General features: G+C 69.3%; 32 protein-coding genes. 14 read left to right on the forward strand and 18 right to left on the reverse strand.

Annotated features, from left to right (window positions below; genetic code table 11):
• Window positions 1-697, forward strand: a 697-nt coding sequence (locus tag R6V09_RS12285) for an alpha/beta fold hydrolase (protein ID WP_317881430.1), incomplete at its 5' end; no start/stop codon positions are given.
• Window positions 698-700: 3 nt separating this feature from the next.
• Here R6V09_RS12285 and R6V09_RS12290 read toward each other — a convergent pair.
• On the reverse strand, window positions 701-1,384 hold the full coding sequence (locus tag R6V09_RS12290; protein ID WP_317881431.1) for a hypothetical protein: 684 nt from the start codon (window positions 1,382-1,384) through the stop codon (window positions 701-703).
• A gap of 132 nt (window positions 1,385-1,516) precedes the next feature.
• Entirely contained in the window at window positions 1,517-1,876 is a 360-nt protein-coding gene (locus R6V09_RS12295) for an arsenate reductase family protein (RefSeq protein ID WP_317881432.1), read from the reverse strand.
• Between the two features lie 164 nt (window positions 1,877-2,040).
• On the opposite strand from R6V09_RS12295, the gene R6V09_RS12300 reads away from it, so the two are divergent.
• Window positions 2,041-2,355 (forward strand): hypothetical protein, encoded by a 315-nt coding sequence (locus tag R6V09_RS12300; RefSeq protein ID WP_262063005.1) that lies wholly within the window; start codon window positions 2,041-2,043, stop codon window positions 2,353-2,355.
• Between the two features lie 190 nt (window positions 2,356-2,545).
• Here the strand turns inward: R6V09_RS12300 and R6V09_RS12305 are convergent, their stop codons facing one another.
• On the reverse strand, window positions 2,546-3,730 hold the full coding sequence (locus R6V09_RS12305) for a winged helix DNA-binding domain-containing protein (protein WP_317881433.1): 1,185 nt from the start codon (window positions 3,728-3,730) through the stop codon (window positions 2,546-2,548).
• Between the two features lie 188 nt (window positions 3,731-3,918).
• Here R6V09_RS12305 and R6V09_RS12310 point away from each other — a divergent pair, with 188 nt between their 5' ends.
• On the forward strand, window positions 3,919-5,259 hold the full coding sequence (locus R6V09_RS12310; RefSeq protein WP_317881434.1) for a DUF2252 domain-containing protein: 1,341 nt from the start codon (window positions 3,919-3,921) through the stop codon (window positions 5,257-5,259).
• On the opposite strand, the gene R6V09_RS12315 is transcribed toward R6V09_RS12310, so the two are convergent.
• The gene (locus R6V09_RS12315) at window positions 5,245-5,442 is read right to left on the reverse strand and encodes a hypothetical protein (RefSeq protein ID WP_317881435.1); all 198 of its coding nucleotides are present in this window, start codon (window positions 5,440-5,442) and stop codon (window positions 5,245-5,247) included. The two genes, R6V09_RS12310 and R6V09_RS12315, sit on opposite strands and share 15 nt — an antisense overlap.
• Before the next feature lie 471 nt (window positions 5,443-5,913).
• On the opposite strand from R6V09_RS12315, the gene R6V09_RS12320 reads away from it, so the two are divergent.
• Window positions 5,914-6,219 (forward strand): hypothetical protein, encoded by a 306-nt coding sequence (locus R6V09_RS12320; RefSeq protein WP_317881436.1) that lies wholly within the window; start codon window positions 5,914-5,916, stop codon window positions 6,217-6,219.
• A gap of 61 nt (window positions 6,220-6,280) precedes the next feature.
• Here the strand turns inward: R6V09_RS12320 and pspAB are convergent, their stop codons facing one another.
• From pspAB to R6V09_RS12340, 4 genes are all read right to left on the reverse strand, one after another.
• Window positions 6,281-6,865, reverse strand: a complete 585-nt coding sequence (gene pspAB / locus R6V09_RS12325) for a PspA-associated protein PspAB (protein WP_317881437.1) — start codon at window positions 6,863-6,865, stop codon at window positions 6,281-6,283.
• A 2-nt stretch (window positions 6,866-6,867) separates the two neighbouring features.
• Window positions 6,868-7,791: a zinc metalloprotease HtpX gene (htpX, locus tag R6V09_RS12330; RefSeq protein ID WP_317881438.1), complete on the reverse strand. Its 924-nt coding sequence runs from the start codon at window positions 7,789-7,791 to the stop codon at window positions 6,868-6,870.
• A gap of 152 nt (window positions 7,792-7,943) precedes the next feature.
• Complete coding sequence (locus R6V09_RS12335) at window positions 7,944-8,201, reverse strand: SCO2583/SCO2584 N-terminal domain-containing protein (protein ID WP_317881439.1); 258 nt, start codon at window positions 8,199-8,201, stop codon at window positions 7,944-7,946.
• Window positions 8,202-8,413: 212 nt separating this feature from the next.
• Window positions 8,414-8,686, reverse strand: a complete 273-nt coding sequence (locus tag R6V09_RS12340; protein WP_317881440.1) for a hypothetical protein — start codon at window positions 8,684-8,686, stop codon at window positions 8,414-8,416.
• A 196-nt stretch (window positions 8,687-8,882) separates the two neighbouring features.
• Between R6V09_RS12340 and R6V09_RS12345 the strand changes: the two genes are divergently transcribed.
• The 6 genes from R6V09_RS12345 to R6V09_RS12370 are packed head-to-tail and all read left to right on the forward strand — an operon-like array spanning window position 8,883 to window position 11,400.
• Window positions 8,883-9,356 carry a DUF6907 domain-containing protein gene (locus tag R6V09_RS12345; RefSeq protein ID WP_317881441.1) on the forward strand — a complete coding sequence of 158 codons (474 nt, stop codon included), beginning with the start codon at window positions 8,883-8,885 and terminating at the stop codon, window positions 9,354-9,356.
• A complete protein-coding gene (locus R6V09_RS12350) occupies window positions 9,353-10,249 on the forward strand; it encodes a DUF6907 domain-containing protein (protein WP_317881442.1) in 897 nt (298 codons plus the stop codon). Before R6V09_RS12345 ends, R6V09_RS12350 begins: the two co-directional genes overlap by 4 nt.
• Entirely contained in the window at window positions 10,246-10,428 is a 183-nt protein-coding gene (locus tag R6V09_RS12355) for a hypothetical protein (protein WP_317881443.1), read from the forward strand. The genes R6V09_RS12350 and R6V09_RS12355 overlap by 4 nt, the downstream gene beginning before the upstream one ends.
• Window positions 10,428-10,823, forward strand: a complete 396-nt coding sequence (locus R6V09_RS12360; protein ID WP_317881444.1) for a DUF6907 domain-containing protein — start codon at window positions 10,428-10,430, stop codon at window positions 10,821-10,823. The genes R6V09_RS12355 and R6V09_RS12360 overlap by 1 nt, the downstream gene beginning before the upstream one ends.
• On the forward strand, window positions 10,820-11,215 hold the full coding sequence (locus tag R6V09_RS12365) for a hypothetical protein (protein ID WP_317881445.1): 396 nt from the start codon (window positions 10,820-10,822) through the stop codon (window positions 11,213-11,215). The genes R6V09_RS12360 and R6V09_RS12365 overlap by 4 nt, the downstream gene beginning before the upstream one ends.
• Entirely contained in the window at window positions 11,212-11,400 is a 189-nt protein-coding gene (locus R6V09_RS12370; protein ID WP_317881446.1) for a hypothetical protein, read from the forward strand. Before R6V09_RS12365 ends, R6V09_RS12370 begins: the two co-directional genes overlap by 4 nt.
• A 1,492-nt stretch (window positions 11,401-12,892) precedes the next feature.
• On the opposite strand, the gene R6V09_RS12375 is transcribed toward R6V09_RS12370, so the two are convergent.
• Window positions 12,893-13,147 carry a hypothetical protein gene (locus R6V09_RS12375; RefSeq protein WP_317881447.1) on the reverse strand — a complete coding sequence of 85 codons (255 nt, stop codon included), beginning with the start codon at window positions 13,145-13,147 and terminating at the stop codon, window positions 12,893-12,895.
• Between the two features lie 98 nt (window positions 13,148-13,245).
• Here R6V09_RS12375 and R6V09_RS12380 point away from each other — a divergent pair, with 98 nt between their 5' ends.
• Entirely contained in the window at window positions 13,246-13,611 is a 366-nt protein-coding gene (locus R6V09_RS12380) for an NUDIX hydrolase (RefSeq protein WP_317881448.1), read from the forward strand.
• Window positions 13,612-13,667: 56 nt separating this feature from the next.
• Here the strand turns inward: R6V09_RS12380 and R6V09_RS12385 are convergent, their stop codons facing one another.
• Window positions 13,668-13,913 carry a GntR family transcriptional regulator gene (locus R6V09_RS12385; RefSeq protein ID WP_317881449.1) on the reverse strand — a complete coding sequence of 82 codons (246 nt, stop codon included), beginning with the start codon at window positions 13,911-13,913 and terminating at the stop codon, window positions 13,668-13,670.
• 154 nt (window positions 13,914-14,067) lie between these two features.
• On the opposite strand from R6V09_RS12385, the gene R6V09_RS12390 reads away from it, so the two are divergent.
• The 3 genes from R6V09_RS12390 (at window position 14,068) to R6V09_RS12400 (ending at window position 15,306) form a co-directional block, all read left to right on the forward strand.
• Window positions 14,068-14,436 (forward strand): DUF6415 family natural product biosynthesis protein, encoded by a 369-nt coding sequence (locus R6V09_RS12390; RefSeq protein ID WP_317881450.1) that lies wholly within the window; start codon window positions 14,068-14,070, stop codon window positions 14,434-14,436.
• A complete protein-coding gene (locus R6V09_RS12395; RefSeq protein WP_317881451.1) occupies window positions 14,433-14,645 on the forward strand; it encodes a hypothetical protein in 213 nt (70 codons plus the stop codon). Before R6V09_RS12390 ends, R6V09_RS12395 begins: the two co-directional genes overlap by 4 nt.
• Before the next feature lie 109 nt (window positions 14,646-14,754).
• The gene (locus R6V09_RS12400; protein ID WP_317881452.1) at window positions 14,755-15,306 is read left to right on the forward strand and encodes a hypothetical protein; all 552 of its coding nucleotides are present in this window, start codon (window positions 14,755-14,757) and stop codon (window positions 15,304-15,306) included.
• On the opposite strand, the gene R6V09_RS12405 is transcribed toward R6V09_RS12400, so the two are convergent.
• The 8 genes from R6V09_RS12405 to R6V09_RS12440 all read right to left on the reverse strand — a co-directional run bounded on the left by R6V09_RS12405 (window position 15,307) and on the right by R6V09_RS12440 (window position 18,669).
• On the reverse strand, window positions 15,307-15,672 hold the full coding sequence (locus tag R6V09_RS12405; protein ID WP_317881453.1) for a hypothetical protein: 366 nt from the start codon (window positions 15,670-15,672) through the stop codon (window positions 15,307-15,309).
• Window positions 15,669-16,016, reverse strand: a complete 348-nt coding sequence (locus R6V09_RS12410; RefSeq protein ID WP_317881454.1) for a hypothetical protein — start codon at window positions 16,014-16,016, stop codon at window positions 15,669-15,671. Before R6V09_RS12410 ends, R6V09_RS12405 begins: the two co-directional genes overlap by 4 nt.
• The gene (locus R6V09_RS12415) at window positions 16,016-16,435 is read right to left on the reverse strand and encodes a bifunctional DNA primase/polymerase (RefSeq protein WP_317881468.1); all 420 of its coding nucleotides are present in this window, start codon (window positions 16,433-16,435) and stop codon (window positions 16,016-16,018) included. Before R6V09_RS12415 ends, R6V09_RS12410 begins: the two co-directional genes overlap by 1 nt.
• A gap of 547 nt (window positions 16,436-16,982) precedes the next feature.
• Window positions 16,983-17,681: a hypothetical protein gene (locus R6V09_RS12420; protein ID WP_317881455.1), complete on the reverse strand. Its 699-nt coding sequence runs from the start codon at window positions 17,679-17,681 to the stop codon at window positions 16,983-16,985.
• A 9-nt stretch (window positions 17,682-17,690) separates the two neighbouring features.
• Window positions 17,691-17,924, reverse strand: coding sequence for a hypothetical protein (locus R6V09_RS12425; protein WP_317881456.1), 234 nt, complete (start codon window positions 17,922-17,924; stop codon window positions 17,691-17,693).
• Window positions 17,914-18,036, reverse strand: coding sequence for a hypothetical protein (locus tag R6V09_RS12430; RefSeq protein ID WP_317881457.1), 123 nt, complete (start codon window positions 18,034-18,036; stop codon window positions 17,914-17,916). Before R6V09_RS12430 ends, R6V09_RS12425 begins: the two co-directional genes overlap by 11 nt.
• 181 nt (window positions 18,037-18,217) lie before the next feature.
• Window positions 18,218-18,430: a hypothetical protein gene (locus R6V09_RS12435; RefSeq protein WP_317881458.1), complete on the reverse strand. Its 213-nt coding sequence runs from the start codon at window positions 18,428-18,430 to the stop codon at window positions 18,218-18,220.
• Window positions 18,427-18,669: a hypothetical protein gene (locus tag R6V09_RS12440; protein ID WP_317881459.1), complete on the reverse strand. Its 243-nt coding sequence runs from the start codon at window positions 18,667-18,669 to the stop codon at window positions 18,427-18,429. Before R6V09_RS12440 ends, R6V09_RS12435 begins: the two co-directional genes overlap by 4 nt.
• Window positions 18,670-18,933 lie beyond the last annotated feature (264 nt).

An 18,933-nucleotide genomic window follows, 5' to 3' on the forward strand; every position in this document is an offset into this window, starting at 1 on the left:
CGCCCGGGCCGGCCACCGCGTCCACGCCGTCGACCTGATCGGCTTCCCCGGCCGCAGCGTCCCGGTGGCCGGCCGGCGACCGCGCACGGTGGCCGACCTGATGACCTGGCTGGACGCACTCCTCGACGGGCTGGGACCGAAAACGGCGACACCGGCCGCCGAACTCGGCGGTCATTCCTACGGCGGCTGGATCGCCCTGCACTACGCACTGCACGCGCCCGACCGGACACGCCGTCTGTTCCTCCTCGACCCGACCCAGTGCTTCGCCGGGTTCGAGACGGCGTATCTGCTGCACGCGCTGCCGATGCTGCTACGGCCCACCGCGCGCCGCGTCCGCGCGTTCCTGGAGTGGGGGACCGGGGGAGTACCGCTGGACCCCGACTGGCTCCGCCTCCAGGAGGCGGGCGTGGGGTTCCCGTCCGTGAAACCGGTGACCGGTCCCCGCCCGGCGCCGGACGCGCTGCGCGGGCTGAACGCGTCGGTCCTGCTGCTTCTGGCCGGAAGCAACAGGACCTATGACACGCACCTGGTGGCGACCCGGGCGGGCGAGCTGCTGCCGCGCGTCGAGACGGACATCCTCCCGGACGTCTCGCTCCCCCACTCTCAGCTTCGTTCGAGCGGGGGGACCCCCATCGCACTGCCGCATGCCGCGCCTGAGCGACTGGGCCGTCACCTCACCGGTTTTCTCGGACCCTGAGCGTCACCCCACCTTCTGGATCAGAGCACGGCGGATGAGGAACTTGCCGGGCTCACGGACCTGTTCGAAAGCAGCGTTGTTCAGCAGGACACAGCTGCCGGAGACCGAAGTCACCTTCACCGTCGTGGACTTGTTGTTGTCCAGGTTGGTGACCTTCAGCGTCGTCCCTGCCGGGAACTGGTTGCTGGACGCGGCGGGCGCACCGGCCTCGCCGGAGAGCGTGACGGTCGAGCCGTTGCACACCTGGCTGCCGGCGGCAGCGGCTCCGCCGCCGGTGTTGCCCGCAGGCGGGGTCGCCTTGGAGGTGGCCGTGGCCGCGGGCGCCGACTGCGCGGGCTGCGTCGTGGTCTGGGAGCCCTGAGCCGACTCCCCAACCGTGCAACCGGACGCCTTCTGCTGCACCTTGATCTGCGCGATGACCGCCTCGCGGTTGGCGATCCGCGCCGCCGACTGCGCGTCGGGACTGGCCTTCTGGCCGGCGATGAAGCTCTGGTTGTTGCCGAGGGCGGTGGCGAGACCCTGGCAGACCGTCGAGTTCGTGGCGGACAGCGTCTTCGCGTTCTGCGTGTTCGTCTGCGAAGCGTTCGACGTCGTGGCCAGAGCGAAGGCCCCGCCTCCGGCGACCGCGGCGGCGGTGACCAGCAGCGCCAGCTTCTTCTTCGTGCTGGCAGTTCTCCTGCGCGACATGCGCGTCTCCTGTGGGGTAGGGGACCGTACGCCGCTATGTACGGGATGCCGAACGATGTAACTCACCCGACACAGAAGTCACTGAAGTGACGTATGCCACACAGGAGTTGTGGATCAGTCGCCGCACCCCCGCTACCGGGACAGCGCCTCCCGTACGGCCTCGTCACTGCGGGCGACCACCGCCGTGCCGTCGTCCGCGGTGATGATCGGCCGCTGGATCAGCTTGGGATGCCCGGCCAGCGCCGTCACCCACCGCCCCCGCGAACTCGCGTCCCGTGCCCACTCCTTGAGCCCCAGCTCCTTCGCCACGGCCTCCTGGGTGCGGGTGATGTCCCACGGTTCGAGCCCGAGCCGCTCCAGTACGTCCCTGATCTCGGCCTCGCTCGGCACGTCCTCCAGATAGCGGCGGACGGTGTACTCGGCGCCCTCGGCATCGAGCAGACTCACGGCGCTGCGGCACTTGGAACAGGCCGGGTTGATCCAGATCTCCATGCGGCTCACGGTACGCGAAAACCCGTCTTCCACCTGCGTCACAGCACCCTCAACAGCCGTTGTGGCCAGGGCGTTTGTCAGTGGTGGGCAGTAGAATAGAAGCAGTGTTCGAGGGTGTCGCCGGGGGGTCCGGACGGCGCCCTGACCGCGACAGGAGGATGTCCGTGCCCGCTGCCGCACTGAAGCCGAAGCCGCTGCCGACCCAGTCCACCGCGAAGCGTTCCGTCCAACTCGACCTGCCCTACGTGCCCGTGGCGAAGCGGCCGTTGCCGCCCGGACGCCCGCGGGACTGGTACGTCACGCACAACCGCCGCCTCAAGGCGATGCGGCTGGCCATCGCCCTGCTCGACTCGGGCGTGTACGTCCCGAACCAGGCCCGCAACGAGACGATCCGCAGCACCGCCGAACTGATCGGCGTCCACGCCCCGTCGGACACGACGTGTCACATGGTGCGGGCACTGATGCGGTACTCGCGCTGAGCCGTGGCGCCGGGTGCCGTGTGTCTTTTCGGCGCCCGGCGCTGGTGCGAGGGTCCCTGGGGGCTGCCGCCCCCAGACCCCCGCTTCGGCCTGAACGGCCTCGTCCTCAAGCGCCGGACGGGCTGAATGGTGCCGGTCGGTGCCGAGAACGCCGGACGGCTGATGGTTCCGGCCCCCGATATCGGCACCCCTACACCGACAACTCCCGTTCCACCGGCGTCCGGAACCGCGGTGTCACCCGTGTCGCCCCCACCCACCCCCGCAACCGCTCCGCCGCCTCCCCGATCGCCGCCTCCGCTTCCCGGCCGACGTCCGTCCGGTCGAGCACGCGCCACACGATCTCCCCGTCCGGCCGCTGTGCCCAACCCCCCACCACCCGCCCGTTCCACCACACCGTCGGCCCCACATTGCCGCTCCCGTCGAACAACGCGGGGCGCAACTCCGGTGCCAGATACCAGTCCCGTTGCTGCCAGCCCATCGCCGTTGGATCCAGTGCCGGCAACAGGGCCGCCCACGGTTCGGCGGGGCCGGCGAGTGGAGCGAGGTCTCCGGCGGCGACATACCCCGTGCCCTCGTCCAGGGACACCGGTTCGGCGCCGATCGCCGCCAGCGCCCGGCGGACCTCCGTCACCCGCCACCCCGTCCACCACTTCAGATCGGCCTCGGTGGCCGGGCCGCAGGCCGTGAGCCAGCGCCGCAACAGGGCCGACTGGGCCTCGGCGACGTCCAGTTCGAGATGTTCCGGCGCCACCGCCCAGCGCAGCTGGTTCGACGTCCAGCCGCCGAGTGGACGGCCCCGTACGACCTTCCCCTCGACCCCCAGCACCCTCAGCAGCCGGGTCGAGAGGGTGTGGACGCCCTCGTAGTTCTTCCCGGCCGCATACACCCACTGTTCCCTCAACCTCGGTTCGTCCTCGGCGAGTTCGGCCGCCGTCGCCTGCCCACGCAGGGCCAGCGCGGCGAGCGCCGCCTCCTCGACCTCCTTCAGCCAGACCGCGTCCGGGGCCCCCGCCTTCGCCATGTCCTTGACCAGGGAGGCCCGTTCACGTGCGGCCACGGCGAGTCCGGTCGAGGCGTGCACGACGGCGGTCAGGTCGGCGGGGAACACGAACACCGTGTGGCGCATGCCGTGCATACGGAGGAGGGTGCGGTCCTCGTACAGGGCGCGGGCGGTCTCCGCCACGGTGCCGGCCGGCTCGGCGAGGCGTGCGCCCACGGTCAGGTACACCGTCGCCGGGTCCGTGCCGTGCAGGGCGACGAGGGAGTCGGCGACTTCTTCAGGGCGTGTCGCCCGGGTCGTTCCCGCCAGGCGGTGGCGGAGGGCGAGACGGGCACGGCGTTCGTCCGGGGTGATGTGGCGCGGGGTGCTGCTCATCCGGGCCTCCGCTCGAAGGGGTGACTTCTCGACCGACAGTAAACGGGTGGGTGGGTGGGCGAACAAAACGGTGGGTTCACCCGGTCGCCGCTCTCGACATGCGCTCGGCTCACCCCCCGCTTTCACTGCGTAGCAACAGGCGGCGGCATTCCAGGAGGCGGCGGCATGCAGAGACAAAGACACGGCACATGACCACACCGGCCGACCGAGCGGACCGGGGCCGCGCGGCACGCAAACGCGTTCCCCGTTCCGCGCACGCCGGCTGGATCCCCTCCGTGGACCGCCCCGACCCCGTCGCCGTACTGGAACGCCAGGGCCGCGACCGCCTCCCGGAACTCCTCCCGATCCGCTACGGCCGCATGGCCGCCTCCCCCTTCGCCTTCCTGCGCGGCTCGGCCGCCGTGATGGCCGCCGACCTCGCCTCCCAGCCGCACACCGGGCTCACCGTGCAGCTGTGCGGCGACGCGCACCTCCTCAACTTCGGTCTGTACGCCTCTCCGGAACGCGCCCTGCTCTTCGACCTCAACGACTTCGACGAGACGTTCCCGGGCCCCTTCGAATGGGACGTCAAACGCCTCGCCGCCAGCGTGGCCGTCGCCGCCCGCGAGAACGGCCACGGCGACACCAAGGCCCACCGCGCCGCACTGGAGGCGACCGCCGCGTACCGCAAGGCCCTGCGCGCCCTGGCCCGCAAGGGCGAGCTCGCCGTCTGGTACGACCGGATCGACGCCGACAGCCTGCTGCCTCTGGTCCGCTCCGCCCGCCACCGCCGCCGGGTCGAGTCCAGCCTCACCCGCGCCCGCCGCCGCACCAGCCTGCACGCCGTGGGCAAGCTCACCGAGACCGTCGACGGCCGCCGCCGTATCGTCCAGGACCCGCCCCTCCTGGAACCGGCCGGCGCCTCGGACATGGCTGCCGTACGCAAGATCTTCAGCGACTACCGCTCCACCCTGTCCGAGGAACGCCGCCTGCTCCTGGACCGCTACCGCTTCGTCGACGCCGCCCGCAAGGTGGTCGGCGTCGGCAGCGTCGGCACCCGCTGCTTCATCGTGCTGCTCGCCGGCCGCGACCAGGACGACCCGCTGTTCCTGCAGATCAAGGAGGCGCGGAAGTCCGTACTGGAGGAGCATCTGCCGAACGGACCGTACGTCCACCCCGGCCACCGTGTCGTAGCGGGCCAGCGCCTGCTCCAGGCCGCCAGCGACATCTTCCTCGGCTGGATGACCGGACCGCAGGGCCGCGCCTTCTACTGGCGCCAGCTGCGCGACATGAAGGGCTCCGCGGACGTCGCCGGCATGAGCCCGGCCGAACTCCTCGCCTACGCCCGCCTGTGCGGCACCGCCCTGGCCCGCGCCCACGCCCGCTCCGGCGACCGTGTCGCCATCGCCGCCTACCTGGGCGGCACCGACACCTTCGAACACGCCGTGGCCGACTTCGCCTCGGCCTACGCCACCCAGACCACCACCGACCACGCGACGCTGGGCGCGGCCGTCGCGGCGGGCGTGGTCACGGCCTCACCGGGCATCTGATCCCAGCACGGCACCCACGAACTCCCGCCGCGCCCGGGCGTGTTCCCTGAACCAGAGCCCCAACGTGTGCGTGGCATCCGGGAGTTCGAACCGCGTGTACGTCGCCCGAGCCGACAGCGCCTCCTCCACGGCCTCGGTCACGGCCGGCGGAATCACCGCGTCCGTGCCCGGCACCACCAGCACCGCCCGGCCCCCGTACGACCGCAGCACATCGAGCGCGGGCGCCGCCCGCCAACTGTCCCGCCCGCGGATGATCTCGCTGAACAGGCCGTCCCCGTCCCCGAATCGGACCTCCCAGGCCTCCGCCGCTCATGCTGAACCCGACCAGGATCAGCGAACCGGCCCCGGGCGCACACGCGTCGATCACGGAGACCGCCTGCTCGTGGCGCCGCCGCAGGCTCATCTCCCCATTCACTCATGCCACTTACGCACCTGGGGAAAAGGAGATGCACACCGAGTGACCGACTCCCTACGCTGGAGACGCATTGCGGAGCAGGTCACCACCGCTTCTCGCAGGAGAGGCGTCACCCTGCGGAGTCGGCGCTAGTCTCTATCGCACCCAACCCACCGACGGACGGCCGCCCACCCCCAGCGCCCTGTCGGGACAGAGTTCGTACCGCTCAGACACCACACCCACGCCCACGGAGGCCCGTCATGGGCACCATCGTCATCTCCGGGACAGTCGTCCTGGTCGTCTTCGGCTTCGGCAACCACGTCTGGTGGCTGGCCGCCGTCGCCGTGCTCTTCCTCTACCTGCAGTACGGCAGGAGCTCCACGTCGTCCACGTCGTCCTCGTCGGGCGGCGGAGCCTCGTCGGCCGGAGGTTCCTCCTCGGGATCCGTGCCGTCGAGCTACCGCGCGTACCGCGACCGCCGTGACAAGCAGGCCAAGTGGGAGCGCCGTTACCAGCGCGAGCGCCCTCTGGAGTCCCGTCGGCAGGCGCGCGAGAAGAGCAAGTGAAGCAGCAAGTGAGACGAGTTCGACGAGTGAGGTGAGTGAGTCACCGGAGCCGGGGCGCCCGTCACAACCCGGGGGCGCCCCACACCGGGAACCACCGGCTCAGATCCTGCTCGATCCGCAGGTCGTTGCCGAGCATCGACTTGACCTGCAGTTCCAGCGAGCTGTCGCGCCGCTGCCCGTCACCGGCCAGCGGCGCGAACGGGAAGAACGTCCCGCGCTTGTACAGATAGACGAGCGCGAGCCGCCGCCCCCCGTCGTCCTCGAACCCGGCCAGCGAGCACAACAACTGAGGCCCGAAACCGTTGACCTCCATCGCGCTGTTCACCGCGTGCAGATCGTTGACCAGCGCCGACAGCTGATCGGGCGACCGACGCGAGACCAGCCACGAGTAGCCGTACTTGTCCTGGGTCAGCTCCACCGGCGGCCCGGTCCGCTCCGCGTCCGCGTCCAGGAGTGCCTGGACCTCCCGGTGCGTCTGCTCGAACGCCCCGCCCTCCACCGTGGCGAAGCACACCGCACCGCGCCCGGTCGCCGTGAACCCGGCCGCCGCCTCCAGCGTCACCGCCGCCGAGGGCAGCGCGAACAGCTGGTCGAGATCGGGGGCGACCGGTTTCGTACGGCCGAGCAGGATGTCCAGCAACCCCATCCTCAGTCCGCCTTCCCGATACCGGGCACCGCCGCCTCACCCAACTCGGCGGAGATCCGCCCCAGTTGGTCGAGCCGCTGCTCCAGGCTCGGGTGGGTCGAGAAGTACTTGGAGATACCGGGCTCGGTGCCGGTCGCCGGCGAGAAGTAGAAGGCGTTGAAGGCCTGCGCGGTCCGCAGGTCCTTGGTCGGGATACGGGCGATGTCACCGTCGACCTTGGTGAGCGCGGAGGCCAGCGCCGAGGGCTTGCCGGTGAGCAGCGCCGCCGCCCGGTCCGCCGCCAGCTCCCGGTACCGGGACAGCGCCCTGATCAGCAGGAAGCTGATCGCGTACACGGCCGCGGAGATCCCCATGATCCCGGCGAAGACGGCCAGCGTGTTCTGGTCCTTCCGCCCCCGGAAGATCTGCGAGTAGAACGCGAACCGCACCATCAGCCCGGCGAGCACCCCGAGGAACGAAGCCACCGTGATCACGGCCACGTCCTTGTGCGCCACATGCGACAGCTCGTGCGCGAGCACACCCTCCAGCTCGGCCGGCTCCAGCCGCCGTAGCAGCCCGGTGGTCACGCAGATGACGGCGTTGTCGGCGTTCCGCCCGGTGGCGAAGGCGTTCGGCATGTCAATATCCGACACGGCGACGACGGGCTTGGGCATGTCGGCCACGGCACACAGCCGGTCGATCACACCGTGCAGCTCGGGATACTCCTCCCGCTCCACGATCCGCCCCTTCATCGCGTACAGCGCGATCCGGTCGGAGAACCAGTACTGCGCGACGAGCAGCCCACCGGCCAGCACCACGACCAGCACCCAGGACTTCAGCAACACGATCAACGCGGCCACGAACGCCACGTACAACAGCCCGAGCAGGAACAGCGTCAGACCCATACGTACGGTCAACCGCCGGTCGCTCCGGAAGCGGCTCTGCATCTGCCATCACCCCGCAGTCAGGCACTCGTCCCACCGCCCAGTGTGCACCCGCCCTCTCCCATGAAGCGGTCCCGAACGGCCCTAGGCGGAGCAAAAGGTCCCTGAGAATCCGCTGAGTACCCTCGGCTACGGCGCCTGGAAGCGCGCTCCGCTCATGGCGCCCGGAAGCCGCTCCACCCCAGCAGCACGATGACCGCGACGACACTCCCCAGCACGATCACCGTCGATATCCAGGACGACCGCCGAGGCCCCACCCCCTCGGCCTCACCCCGGAACGGCACCGGCCCCGGCGGATTCTCCTTCCACCGCGCGGCCAGCATCCGAGCCCGCGCCGACGGCTCCTTGTGCTCGGCCCCGTCGGCCCACTTGAGATCGAACTCGCGCTCCTCGTCGTCCTGTTGCTGTCCCATCCCCGTTGCCCCTCCCGGAAAACACAGTGTGTGTACGACGGTGCCCCCGCCTCTCCGAAGAGAGACGGGGGCACCCGACGATCGGTTCGATCGGTTGGATCACACGTCGAAGTAGAGCTCGAACTCTGACGGCGATCTAGCTACCTGCGATCTTTCGCCCCGATGGGCTCTGACCTGCTGTTATGTAGCTCATTGGGGCCCATGGTGCCCTGTTAGACCTCGGTGGACTGCGGACCGTCTGCGGACTGCTCGGCGTCACTCTTCGTGCGCTCGGCTGCGACACCGTCCGCGATCTTCCGTGCCCATTCCCGGCTGTACGGCGTGTGCTCCGCGATGGCTGTCAGTGGCACGCCGGCGTCCCGCGCATCCGTGAGCAGCTCGTCCAGCGCCTTGCGCGTCTTCTCGTGCGCCTGGGTGGCGCGGTCGAGCTTGCGGAGCCATTGGTCTCTCTCGCGCTGGTCAAGGCGGGGGGCGGTTGGTGTCATGTGCTGGATGTTCTCACGGCCAACTGCCAAGTGACTAGGCGGCCCGCAAAAGAATCACTGCCAAGTTTGTTGCACTCAGGCGGCGAGGTGTGCAGTATTGGGAGTGCCAAGAAAGTTGGCAGCCCCGAACCGGTGAGACTTGGCGGTAGCACCAGCCCGGGGCCTGACGGATCCCTGCTAACTCAGGAGAACCGCTGTGCAGAATCATGCCATCAGCACGCCCATGCAGTCCGTGCCCCAGCCGGGTTACCGGCTCGTTCCCGCCCTGATCGGCCGGTCGACGGACCCCGGCGTGATCGCCTGGGTTCAGTGCCCCGACTGGTGCATCGTCGACCACATCGAATCGCGCTCCGTCTTCCTGGAGGACCTCAACCACGAGGGCGAGCGCCGGGCGATGACCTTCACGCCGAGCAACGGCCCCCGAGTGCTCGTCGAGGTGTACCTGACGCAGTGGCCCGCGTCGCACGAGACGCAGACGCAGATGGCGGTGGATCTCGACTGCGAGGTCGAGACCTACGGCCGCACCGCCGGGCTCGCCCTGGCCGACCAGATGGTCGCCTTCGCCGCCGACGTCCGGCGCGTGGCGCTGGCCCTCCCCGACGACAAGCCCGTCCCGGTCCGCAACCAGGCCGACGAGGCACTGCGCCGCGTCCGTGGCGGCGCCGCATGAGCGACGAGCAGGCGAGGGCGCATAAGTTCGTCGAGCGGCACTTCCCGGTGACGGCCGCGTTCCTCGCCGCCGAGCGCGGCGGGGGCGAGCCTCCGGTGTTCGGGCCGTCGGGTGTGCAGAACGCGCACGACGACCAGTCCGAGCCGTATGTCGTGGTGAACGTCGCCTACCGCCTGGGCCGCTTCGAGCTGTTCGCGGCTCTGGCGGACGGCTACGCGACGACGAACACGGGCGCCGACCCGGACGCCATGAGCGTCGAGCAGATCCGTTCCGACGTCGAGGCCTACCTGTGCGGTGCCTCGTGGCGGGACATGGAGGCGCTCGTCGAGAGGGTCGCCGGACAGATCGAGGGCGGCGAGTACCCGGAGCAGATGCAGGCTCTGAAGCGGGCCATGGACCGCGCGTATCCGCTCGTCACCACGGGTGAAGGAAACGTACACAGTTCTGCGCACGTGGCGCCGGAGTTCGCCGCCGAGTTCCCGCTCGTCGCCGCGCACCTGGCCCGCGAGCGGGGCGAGGACACGGTGACCGTGCAGACCGTCGACCACGGTCCGGTGACGTTCACGGAACCGTTCTGGTGCACCGGTCTGCACCCCGAGGGCGACTATCGGGCCGACGTCGCGCACCAGGGCGAGGAGATCGCCCTCGTCGTCGAGACCCCGTGCCACGGCGAGGTGCGGATGCTGTCCGCGTCGCTGTACCAGGCGCCGTTCTCGGAGCACGAGACGACGTCCGTTGTCGCCGCGGTCGAGTTCGGCGAGGACGGCACCGAGTCTCACAGCCTCGGGTCCCAGGGTCTCGCCGCGGTGGCCGACGGCATGGTCGCCTTCGCCGTCAGCGAGCTGCACGGCCTCATCGAGCGCCTGCAGCTCCTGGAAGGCGGCGAGTCGTGAGTACCTCGACCATCTCCCGCCCGACGGAGAACGCCGCGTTGCGCTCCTACCGTCCGGCCCCGCTGCCGCCGGTCGAGCGGGTCGTCGACCGTCTCATCGCGGCCCGTGCGACCGACGACCGGTACGGCGCCCGCCTGTTCTCCAAGCTGCTGGACCGGATCCTGGAAGGGGCCGCGTGATGGCCACGAAGACCGCAGGTCGTACCGCAAGTGCCCCCGCCGTGCGCGGGTGCCCGGATTGGTGCGACGGCGAGCACAACCCGGACGGGTTCGGCAACTTCATCCACCGGGGTCAGACGGTCCTGTTGGGCCCGCCGGACTCCTCGGCGAAGCCGACCATCGACGAGAAGTCGGAGACGCCGCTCCTGACGGCGCACGTGATGCTGCCCGCCGGGCCCGACTTCGACGAGGAGCCGGCCGCCATCGTCGTCGACAACGCCGACCTGTGGGGCCCCTACGCCGAACTCGACAGCCTGGAGCAGGTCGACGCGCTCCTGGCCGACCTGAAGACGTTCACCGCTGCCGTGCAGCAGATGCGCGGCCAGATGGCCGCGATCGAGGAGCAGAAGTCATGACCGTGTCCTTTGAGCGCCTTGAGCGCCTCACGGACGTGCCGGCGGTTCGCGGCATGACCGAGCAGCACAGCCTCGTCGACCCCTATGACGACGCGCACACGATCGTCGGCCTCCGGGTGGTCGTCTCCCGTGACCAGTTGGCGGCGGCCGTCGAGATGGGCGGTCACAGCACCCTCGGCACCGAGCGGCACCCCGACGAGTGGACGATCGCCGAGATCCGCTACTTCGCCGAGTTCCAGATCATCGAGATGAGCGGGCTGGAGTTGCAGCGGGGCGCCGAGGCGATGGCGCAGATGGCGGAGCCCGACTTCTACTGCCGTCCCACGCACGAGATCGTGCTCGCCGTGTACCGGGCCGTCGACCGCGCGTACCCGAAGGCGGTGAGGGTGTGAGCGGCATCGACCAGAACGGGCACCTGTTCGCTGAGATCCGCGGCGACGCTATCGGCTTCTGCGTCGGGTGCGGGCACACGGAGGCTTCCCCGGAGGCTGCCAGGCGGTGCGCGGACGCGGTCGGCCTGGCCGACGACATGGAGGCGCAGGACATCCTCGATCGGCTCCGGCTGACGGCCGTGTAGCCGCACGTCGAATCCCAAAAGGGTGGGCGCTGGTGCCCACCCTTCGGGGCCTCCAACCGCAGGTGAAATCCCAACGACCCTGCAGCGTGCGATCCAAATGAAGGACCCCCGCGCGGGGCGGAAAGTTGCCTGCGTGTTCCTCAAGTGTTCCGCCCTCTGCGCGGGGTGTTCCCGCAGCGTGCAAACCAAATACCCCCGACCGTTTCCGGGGCACGGACCCTCCTCCTACGGGGCCCGTTTCCCGAGGTCGTAACCGATCTCCCCCCGGGGTCGCGGAGCCGTTTACCGCCAAGGGTTTCGGTACTGGCGAGACCCTTCGACACCCCGCTTCCCGCAAGGCCAGGACGCGCCCCGAGTGCTTCCCGGCAACACCCCCGGATCCGTACCCGACTCTCACCGGGCACGGCCCCGGAAACGCGACGGCCCCCGGCCCGCCCCGGACTCCACACGGGACGGTACGGGGGCCTTCGTCGTCACGACAGTTCGTTGGCTTCGAGGCAGAAGAACAGGATGGCGGCTTCTTCAGCGCGCGTTTCCCTGACGATCCGTTCGTAGAGGATGTCTTGCATGTCCTCGCGCGTGTACCCGGGGGGCGGTGACCCGGTTATGGCCCGTCTAAGACCCGGTTATGGCCCGTCTACGAGCGGACGGCGAGCAAGATCTAGACGGGTCATAGTCGGGTACAAACCGGGCAGGAACCGGGTGGCAAACCGGGCAAAGTGGGTGGACGGCCGGTTGGACATGTGCCGGTTTGCCCCCGGACAGGTGATCTCTGCACCCCGGACAGGGGTAGGACACTGTCCGGACAGTGTCCGAGTCGGAAGATCGTTTGTCCGCCCCTCAGTCCTGGGCGTATCAGGATCTTTAGGGCGGCTGTCCGGGTGGCTGTCCACCCACTTTGACCCGTCTCGTCCCCCGACTGCCGGGTGGATAGCAGCCGGCTTCCATCCACCCCCGGAGATCCACTATCCACCCCGCAAGACGGGGCATACCAGACGTTATCCGTACCCCTCGCGTACTCCTCGACGCCCCTCGACCGCAGGTCAGAAGTCCTCGATCTGCCCCTCGGGTTGGTCCTCGGATTTCGGCGAGGACTTCACCGAGGACCAACCCGAGGGGCTGTGACCTGCGGTCGAGGAGTAGCCGAGGACCACGCGAGGGGTACCGATTGCCCCGGTATGCCGCCACTGCTCAGCGCCTGCTCAGTCCTGATCAGGGCCACAAACCCGCAGGTCGCGTCTGCTCAGAAGCCTGATCAGGCCCTGCTCAGAGCAGGCGTTGAGCAGTGCCTGATCAGCAAACTGAGCAGCTGTGACCTGCACCTTCACATTCTGAGCGGCGGCTGATCAGGGTTCTGAGCAGCATGGTTTGCCCCGGTCTGGGGGGCGGTCCATACCCCGGTCCGAGGGCGGTCCATGCCCGGTCCGAGACCAGCTGTGGACCGGGTACGGACCGGGGCAAGACCGCCCTGAGACCGGGGGTCGGACCGGGGTCAGCTCCCCGTCGGCCAGAGGTCGTTCCGCTCCAGCGAGAAGAACACGACATAGGCCTGGGTGGCTTCAGTGTCCTTCACGAGCCGGTTGTAGAGGAGTTCCCACATGTCCTCGCGCAGATAGCCGGGAGGCGGTGCGCACGTCCCGCTGTCGGTGGCCATGCGGTCGGTTCCGCCGGCATCGGTCCAGTGGATGGTGAGGATGTAGTGCCATCGCGGGCGGGCGGCGCGAGGAGTCTTCGGGGCGCGGGGCACGTCATCAGGCTTCCCGGGGCAGCGCGCCCCAAGATCACTCATTGGTGGGGTTAGAGAGCGGGTAGACCGCTGTGGTGAACGAGACTCCAGTTGCGGCTATGGCCGTCATCGTCAACGAGGGACGCCTCCTGCTGATCCGCCGCAGCATCCCCGAGGGCGAGTTGGTGTGGGCGCTGCCCGGGGGCACTGTCGAGCAAGGCGAGACCGCCGAACGGGCAGCCGTGCGGGAGGCGCTGGAAGAGACCGGGCTGACTGTCGAAGCCGTCGAGAAACTAGGGGAGCGCGTACACCCCGACACCGGCCGACGTATCGCCTACGTGGCGTGCCGCATTCTCGCAGGAACCGCGCACCCAGCGTCCCAGCGCGAGGTATGCGCAGTCGCGTGGGCCGCTCCCGACGAGATCACCCGGTACGTGCCGCGAGGCCTGTACCCACCCGTCCAGGCATACATCGGCGGTCAATGACAAAGGCCCCCATCCTGGTTCTCGAGGACGGGGGCCTTTTTGCGTTCAGGAGTCGGTTAGGGGACGGCGATGACGTACACGCCCTTGCCCTGGACGCCCTGCACCAGACCCTCGGCGACGAGTACCTCGATGGCGCTCTTGATGGTCCGCCGGCTGACGGTGCCGCCGGTCTCTTCCTCCAGCTCGGCCTGAGACGGAAGACGTCGCCCGACGGGGATCTCGCCACTGCGGATGCGGTCGCGCAGCACGTTGGCGAGCTGCACGTACAGCGGTGTCATGGCGTCCCGATCGAGGTGGATCATGCTTCGACCGTAGGAGGACCACTAGTGCGGGCATAGATCTGCCTAGCCCGTCCGAGGACGTACCAAGACGTACCAAGTAGGTCTACGCTGCGGAGACATGCGAAGCCCCCGCGGCTGCCGGGCCCGGGGGCGTGGCCGACTGGTTGGAGTCGACATGAAGCAACGTACCGCCCCCGCATCGGCAGAGCAGGACCCGCCGGACATCGAGACCATGCGTGCCACCGCGCACCGGGCGCTCGCCCTCGCCGCCCCGTCCACCGCCATGGACGTCACGCTGCTGATCTCGCAGCTGCGCGGGCACGTCGAGCTGATGGTGACCGAGGTCGAACCCCTCGCCGCCTCGCATGCCTCCACCCTGCCGGGCGCGCTCGCCGACGCCTGCTTGGGCGAGGCCCGCCGCAAGCTCGACGCCGGCGGAGAGATCCGCCCCCTGGCCTCCGCGCGGCTCGCCTACGGCCGGCGCCTGGCGCGCGTTCTGGTCGCCCTGTGCGACCACCACCGCAACCTCGGCGGCACGGCATGACGGCACGCCCGCACATCTGCCGGGCCTGCGACGAGCCGATCCCCGACCCCGACGACGCGGTCCTCGTCTGGCACCAGGAGTCCATGTCCGGCCCGGGGCGGGACGTGTGGGCGCATCGTGAGCACGTCGACCTCATCGAGCCGGACACTTCGCTGATCCGTGTCCTGGCCCGCGTCATGATCTCCAAGGCCATGCGGTCCGACGGCTGACACGAACTTCCGTCCGCCCTCGTACCCCGTGAACTCCTGGGGGCGGACGGGATCAGGTCCCGGCCGTTGCTGCCACAACGTGCAGCGCGGCAGTCGTAAGCTGCGGCAGGTGGACTCGCAATGGATCGTGACAACCACGCTGCCCGCCGTGACGCTCGTTCTGGGCGCACTGCTGACCCAGTGGAACAATTCCAGGCTCGATAAGGCCCAGCTGAACCGTGAGAAGACAACGCGTGACGCCGAGCGAGAACAAGCGCGCCTCGACCGCCGCGAAGACTTCGAGCTCAACCACCTCAGCGACCTACACGCTGCGCTAGGCGATCTGGCGAAGGCCATGGCGACCTACTCGGCGCACCTGGAGGCCGAGCGGAACGAGGCACCAGGGTCCGACAACGTGTTCCATGAAGCCAGCCTGAAACTGCGCAGCCTGAAGGGCCCCACCCTTGACGACCACGTCCGCGAGATCGTCGAGACGGCCTACGACACGGTCCTCCAACGGCACCTGGGAGAGGTCGGGGCGATGCCGACCAAGACCACACCACAGGCGCTGCATGAAGTCGGGCAAGCCCAGTACGTGGTTGCTTCCCGTATGCGGGACATCTACAAGTCAGACAACCTTGCACCGGCACCCCAGCTGCCACCTGCGGCCGGTGCTCCTTGATCAGCGGATCCACCCAGGCAGGGTGTGCGTGTTCCAGGCCCGGTGGACACGGCAGTCCGAGTCGCAAGGCGTGTTCCCGTCTTCCACGCGCAGCCCGAACTCCTCACGCACCCACCCAAGCGGCGGCCGGCCAGGGCCGAGCTGCGTCTGCCAGCCCTTCATGCCCCACACCATGCCCCGCTCGGCCTGCCACGCCTGCGCCTCCTGCTGCCAGCACCGCCACACCATGAACGCGGCGCACCAGCCATCGTCCGGATGATCCTTCAGTGACAACTTGGCCACCTCCCGGTAGCGCTCAGGGTCCAGCCGCAGCAGATGCTCGGGCGGGGCGTCGTCCTTGAGAACCTCCGGCTCGCGGCGCCTCATGCCACCGACCCCCGGATGCCGTAGGAACGACGAGCAGCTCCGCGACGCTGCGGCCGCACATCCTCCTCGTCCGGCAGGCGCAGACTCGCGATCATCCGCGCCAAGTTCTGCGACTGCTGACGGTGCTCCGTAATCCACGGAGCCGTCACCTGATCCCCCTTCGCGTTCACCACCGTCAACGGGCCGGCCGCGGTCTGAACCGCCAGCGCGTCCAGCAGATCCGCGCTCCGGCACGCCTGCAACAGCAACAGCTGCTCGTCGACGCGCAGCTCGAACGCGTCAGCCACCGACGACCACAGACGGGCCCCCGACTCGCCGAGCCCCACCGGTACCTCATGAGCCATCACAGACCCCCTTCTTCCAAGGCGTTGAGCACGTCGCCGAGATCAGCCAGACGCGCAGGAGACCCGCTGAAACGGTCACCGGTCACCGCGATGAACCGGCCGCGGGTGTACCACTCGACCGCCGTTCCATCCGCACGACGGACCTTCCGGCCAGGCCTCGACAACGCCGTGCCGAAGATGTGCAGACCCTCGCCGCTACGGGAGATCTCCGTGTAGGTGGCGGGCAGAGCATCGAGAATCCGGCGGGCCCACGGCCGCGGCCGTCCCTGCTCGTCGAGAGCATGATCGAGGTCGATGCACACCAGGCCGTCACCCTCGGCCAGCACGAAACCAGCACCGACGCCGGCCGTCGAGGACTGCGCGGCCTGGTACGACGACCAGCAGCTTGGATCTGTCGACGACGCCGGACGGCCCGCCACCGTCAACGGCACCTTCCGGGCGGTGTGCCGCACCCACCGGTCACGAGAGGTGAGTTCACGGGGAAGCCGAGTCGCACGGGAACGAGCCTGGCGACAGCGCGGCGAGCAGGTCTCAGCGTGCGAACGGGCCGTGATCGGCATCGGTCCGGAGCACTGAGCGCAGCTGCGGAGCACCTTGGAAGCCATACATCCATCGTACTCTCGTGTCACGCTTTTAGCGCTGTGAGCTGGGCAAATACTTGTCACCATCTCGTGTCAGTCCTCCCTCCGTGGCGGTCGACCGTGGCCGATTCGACGTTTGTGCAGGTCAGCCTCGCGCGCATGGGGCCTTTTCAGGGGTCATGCACAGCGAGGTGCTAACGAGCCCGGTCAGCAAACCCGGATGATCTTGGAGGGGTCCCCCACCCCTTGATCGTCCGGGTCTCTGTAGTTTTGGTGGGCGCCCGGGTGTCCACTCCGCCGGGCGCCCTGACGGCCGCGCAGCTGGAGTTGCTGCCGCCATCTCTCGCACCTGATCCCGTGGCTAGCCGGGCGCGAGGGGTCTGTGTCAGTACCTGGCGCGGAGCCAGGCCTCGGGGTCGGCGGTCGCGGCCTGGTCGACGCCGTTGACGTCGAGGACGGGCTGCAGGTGGCGGATGCCGTAGCCGGCCTGACGCGCGGCCCGTTCGAGGGCCGCAGCGATGATGACGCCGGGGCTGATGTGTGCGATCCGTCGGTCGTCGACGTACACGGCGTCGCCGCGGCCCATGCTCGCCTCGGTCCATCCCATGCCCGCGTGCTCGTCGGTGAGCTGCGTGTACGGGGTGTTGGTGCGTCCGTCGGCTGTGGTGCGGCTCTTGCCCTGGGGCTCGTACTGCGGGACGCCGGCGGCACGCAGGGCTGCGGTCCACTTGTTGATGCCGGTCTGTCGGCCTGCGCAGGTGGTGATGAGGAGTGCGGCGGCGTCTTCGAGTTGGCGCATGGCGTCGAGGGCGGTGTCGGTGTCGCCGGCCCCGGCGAGGATCTGCTGCTTCAACAGCTGTAGGTGGTCGAGGCGTTCGGCTGTGGCGTTGTCCTCGGCGGTCTTGATGGCGTGCTCGATGGTGAGCTTGGCGTGTTCGACGGCGTCGGCGGCGTCGGCGAGTTCCTGCGCGGTGACGGCGCCGGGTCCCTTGTCGAGGATCTTCGCCTTGAGCTTGTCGAGCTTGTCGGTGGCGGTGGCGAGCTGCTGCTCGGCGGTGGCGACGCTGATCGTGGTTGTGGGCATGAGTGGCTCCTAGGCTGCTGCGGGCGGGTTGTCGTCGGGGGTGAAGTTCGCGGCGGCCTGGTCGATCTGCCGTGCGGCGGCGAGGGCGGCGTCGCCTTGGTGGCCCATGTCGAGGGCGGTGACGTAGGCGACCGCGGTGGGTGCCTGGCCGGCGAGCAGGGCCTGTACGTAGGCGGGATCGTGGCGTGCGCGCTGTGTCTCGCGCTGCCGGTTGAGCGCCGCACGAATCGGGTCATCGGTCATTGGGCTTCTCCTGCTCGGCTCGCTTGGCCTGCTCGATCGTCTGGCGCTGCCGCTTGCGCCGCTGCTGCCGCTGCTTGCCCTCGGCAATCCAGGGGGCGGGATTGGTTGTCATGCGGCTGACGCCTCCGTGTAGTCGGGGAGTTCGAGGTGCGGGCACTGCCCGCCGTGGACGTCGGAGCATGGCGGCTGATGCACGGCCCGGCAGAGGTGGGCGCCACAGCCACGGACACACGCCCGACCGCGGCCGGCCTTGAGCGGTCGGTCGCAGGTCGCACACCGGCGGCGGGCCCGGCTCACGCGTCACCACCGTCGGATTCTTCTGCGACCCCAGGAAAACCCGGCTCGTCGTCCTCCGTGGCCCACCGGCGCATCTTGGCGTCGTGACGTGAAGCCAGTCCGGGGATGCGTGCAGCGTCCAGCTCGGCCCGCTGCTGCCTCCGCTGCTGCCGCTTGTTCTTGGCCGCCGCTATCTGGGCGGCCACCTGTTCGTCGACGTGACTGGTCATACCGGCCCCACCTCGAACTTGGCGTCGCCGTAGACGGCGCGGAACTCCGCTTCCGTCATGACCTGCTTGCCGTAGACGAAGACGGGCTGCGTCTCCGTCGGCACGTCCCCGGGGACCACGATGTCGAAGGCGAGCGAGGCCCAGGCCACAACCGGACATCTGCTGTAGTCGCCGTCTTTCGTGATGAGGACGGACCACTGACCCGTCACGGGGGCCATGGCGGTGATCCTGTGTCCCATAGGTGTCTCCTGGTCTGTGGTCGCGGCCGAAAAGGCGGCAGCAACAAGGGGAAGGTGGGGGGCTGGGTGATCTTGTGTCTGCGGGGGGTGCACGGTTTCCCCCCCTAAAGGGGGGGAGGAAAACGTGCACCTAGGCGGCGTGCACCCCGTGCACCTGTGCGTGCACCTGTGACCTGCGGAAACTTCCCGAGCGTGCACCTGTCGTGCAGTGCGTGCGGGGTGCACGCCGAAAACCGTGCGTGCACCCCTGCGTGCACCCCCCGG

The organism is Streptomyces sp. W16 (assembly GCF_033194735.1).
Lineage (GTDB): Bacteria > Actinomycetota > Actinomycetes > Streptomycetales > Streptomycetaceae > Streptomyces.

Excerpts from the sequence above, each read along its gene's own strand:
- pspAB (WP_317881437.1), bottom strand. The coding sequence starts at position 6,865 with ATGGGGTTGCTGGACATCCTGCTCGGCCGTACGAAACCGGTCGCCCCC.
- R6V09_RS12310 (WP_317881434.1), top strand. The coding sequence starts at position 3,919 with ATGACCACACCGGCCGACCGAGCGGACCGGGGCCGCGCGGCACGCAAA.
- R6V09_RS12295 (WP_317881432.1), bottom strand. The coding sequence starts at position 1,876 with ATGGAGATCTGGATCAACCCGGCCTGTTCCAAGTGCCGCAGCGCCGTG.
- R6V09_RS12410 (WP_317881454.1), bottom strand. The coding sequence starts at position 16,016 with ATGGCTCATGAGGTACCGGTGGGGCTCGGCGAGTCGGGGGCCCGTCTG.
- R6V09_RS12385 (WP_317881449.1), bottom strand. The coding sequence starts at position 13,913 with ATGATCCACCTCGATCGGGACGCCATGACACCGCTGTACGTGCAGCTC.
- R6V09_RS12360 (WP_317881444.1), top strand. The coding sequence starts at position 10,428 with ATGGCCACGAAGACCGCAGGTCGTACCGCAAGTGCCCCCGCCGTGCGC.
- R6V09_RS12350 (WP_317881442.1), top strand. The coding sequence starts at position 9,353 with ATGAGCGACGAGCAGGCGAGGGCGCATAAGTTCGTCGAGCGGCACTTC.
- R6V09_RS12425 (WP_317881456.1), bottom strand. The coding sequence starts at position 17,924 with ATGACCGATGACCCGATTCGTGCGGCGCTCAACCGGCAGCGCGAGACA.
- R6V09_RS12340 (WP_317881440.1), bottom strand. The coding sequence starts at position 8,686 with ATGACACCAACCGCCCCCCGCCTTGACCAGCGCGAGAGAGACCAATGG.
- R6V09_RS12440 (WP_317881459.1), bottom strand. The coding sequence starts at position 18,669 with ATGGGACACAGGATCACCGCCATGGCCCCCGTGACGGGTCAGTGGTCC.
- R6V09_RS12365 (WP_317881445.1), top strand. The coding sequence starts at position 10,820 with ATGACCGTGTCCTTTGAGCGCCTTGAGCGCCTCACGGACGTGCCGGCG.
- R6V09_RS12420 (WP_317881455.1), bottom strand. The coding sequence starts at position 17,681 with ATGCCCACAACCACGATCAGCGTCGCCACCGCCGAGCAGCAGCTCGCC.
- R6V09_RS12395 (WP_317881451.1), top strand. The coding sequence starts at position 14,433 with ATGACGGCACGCCCGCACATCTGCCGGGCCTGCGACGAGCCGATCCCC.
- R6V09_RS12405 (WP_317881453.1), bottom strand. The coding sequence starts at position 15,672 with ATGAGGCGCCGCGAGCCGGAGGTTCTCAAGGACGACGCCCCGCCCGAG.
- R6V09_RS12305 (WP_317881433.1), bottom strand. The coding sequence starts at position 3,730 with ATGAGCAGCACCCCGCGCCACATCACCCCGGACGAACGCCGTGCCCGT.
- R6V09_RS12390 (WP_317881450.1), top strand. The coding sequence starts at position 14,068 with ATGAAGCAACGTACCGCCCCCGCATCGGCAGAGCAGGACCCGCCGGAC.
- R6V09_RS12335 (WP_317881439.1), bottom strand. The coding sequence starts at position 8,201 with ATGGGACAGCAACAGGACGACGAGGAGCGCGAGTTCGATCTCAAGTGG.
- R6V09_RS12435 (WP_317881458.1), bottom strand. The coding sequence starts at position 18,430 with ATGACCAGTCACGTCGACGAACAGGTGGCCGCCCAGATAGCGGCGGCC.
- htpX (WP_317881438.1), bottom strand. The coding sequence starts at position 7,791 with ATGCAGAGCCGCTTCCGGAGCGACCGGCGGTTGACCGTACGTATGGGT.
- R6V09_RS12430 (WP_317881457.1), bottom strand. The coding sequence starts at position 18,036 with ATGACAACCAATCCCGCCCCCTGGATTGCCGAGGGCAAGCAGCGGCAG.
- R6V09_RS12380 (WP_317881448.1), top strand. The coding sequence starts at position 13,246 with ATGGCCGTCATCGTCAACGAGGGACGCCTCCTGCTGATCCGCCGCAGC.
- R6V09_RS12290 (WP_317881431.1), bottom strand. The coding sequence starts at position 1,384 with ATGTCGCGCAGGAGAACTGCCAGCACGAAGAAGAAGCTGGCGCTGCTG.
- R6V09_RS12320 (WP_317881436.1), top strand. The coding sequence starts at position 5,914 with ATGGGCACCATCGTCATCTCCGGGACAGTCGTCCTGGTCGTCTTCGGC.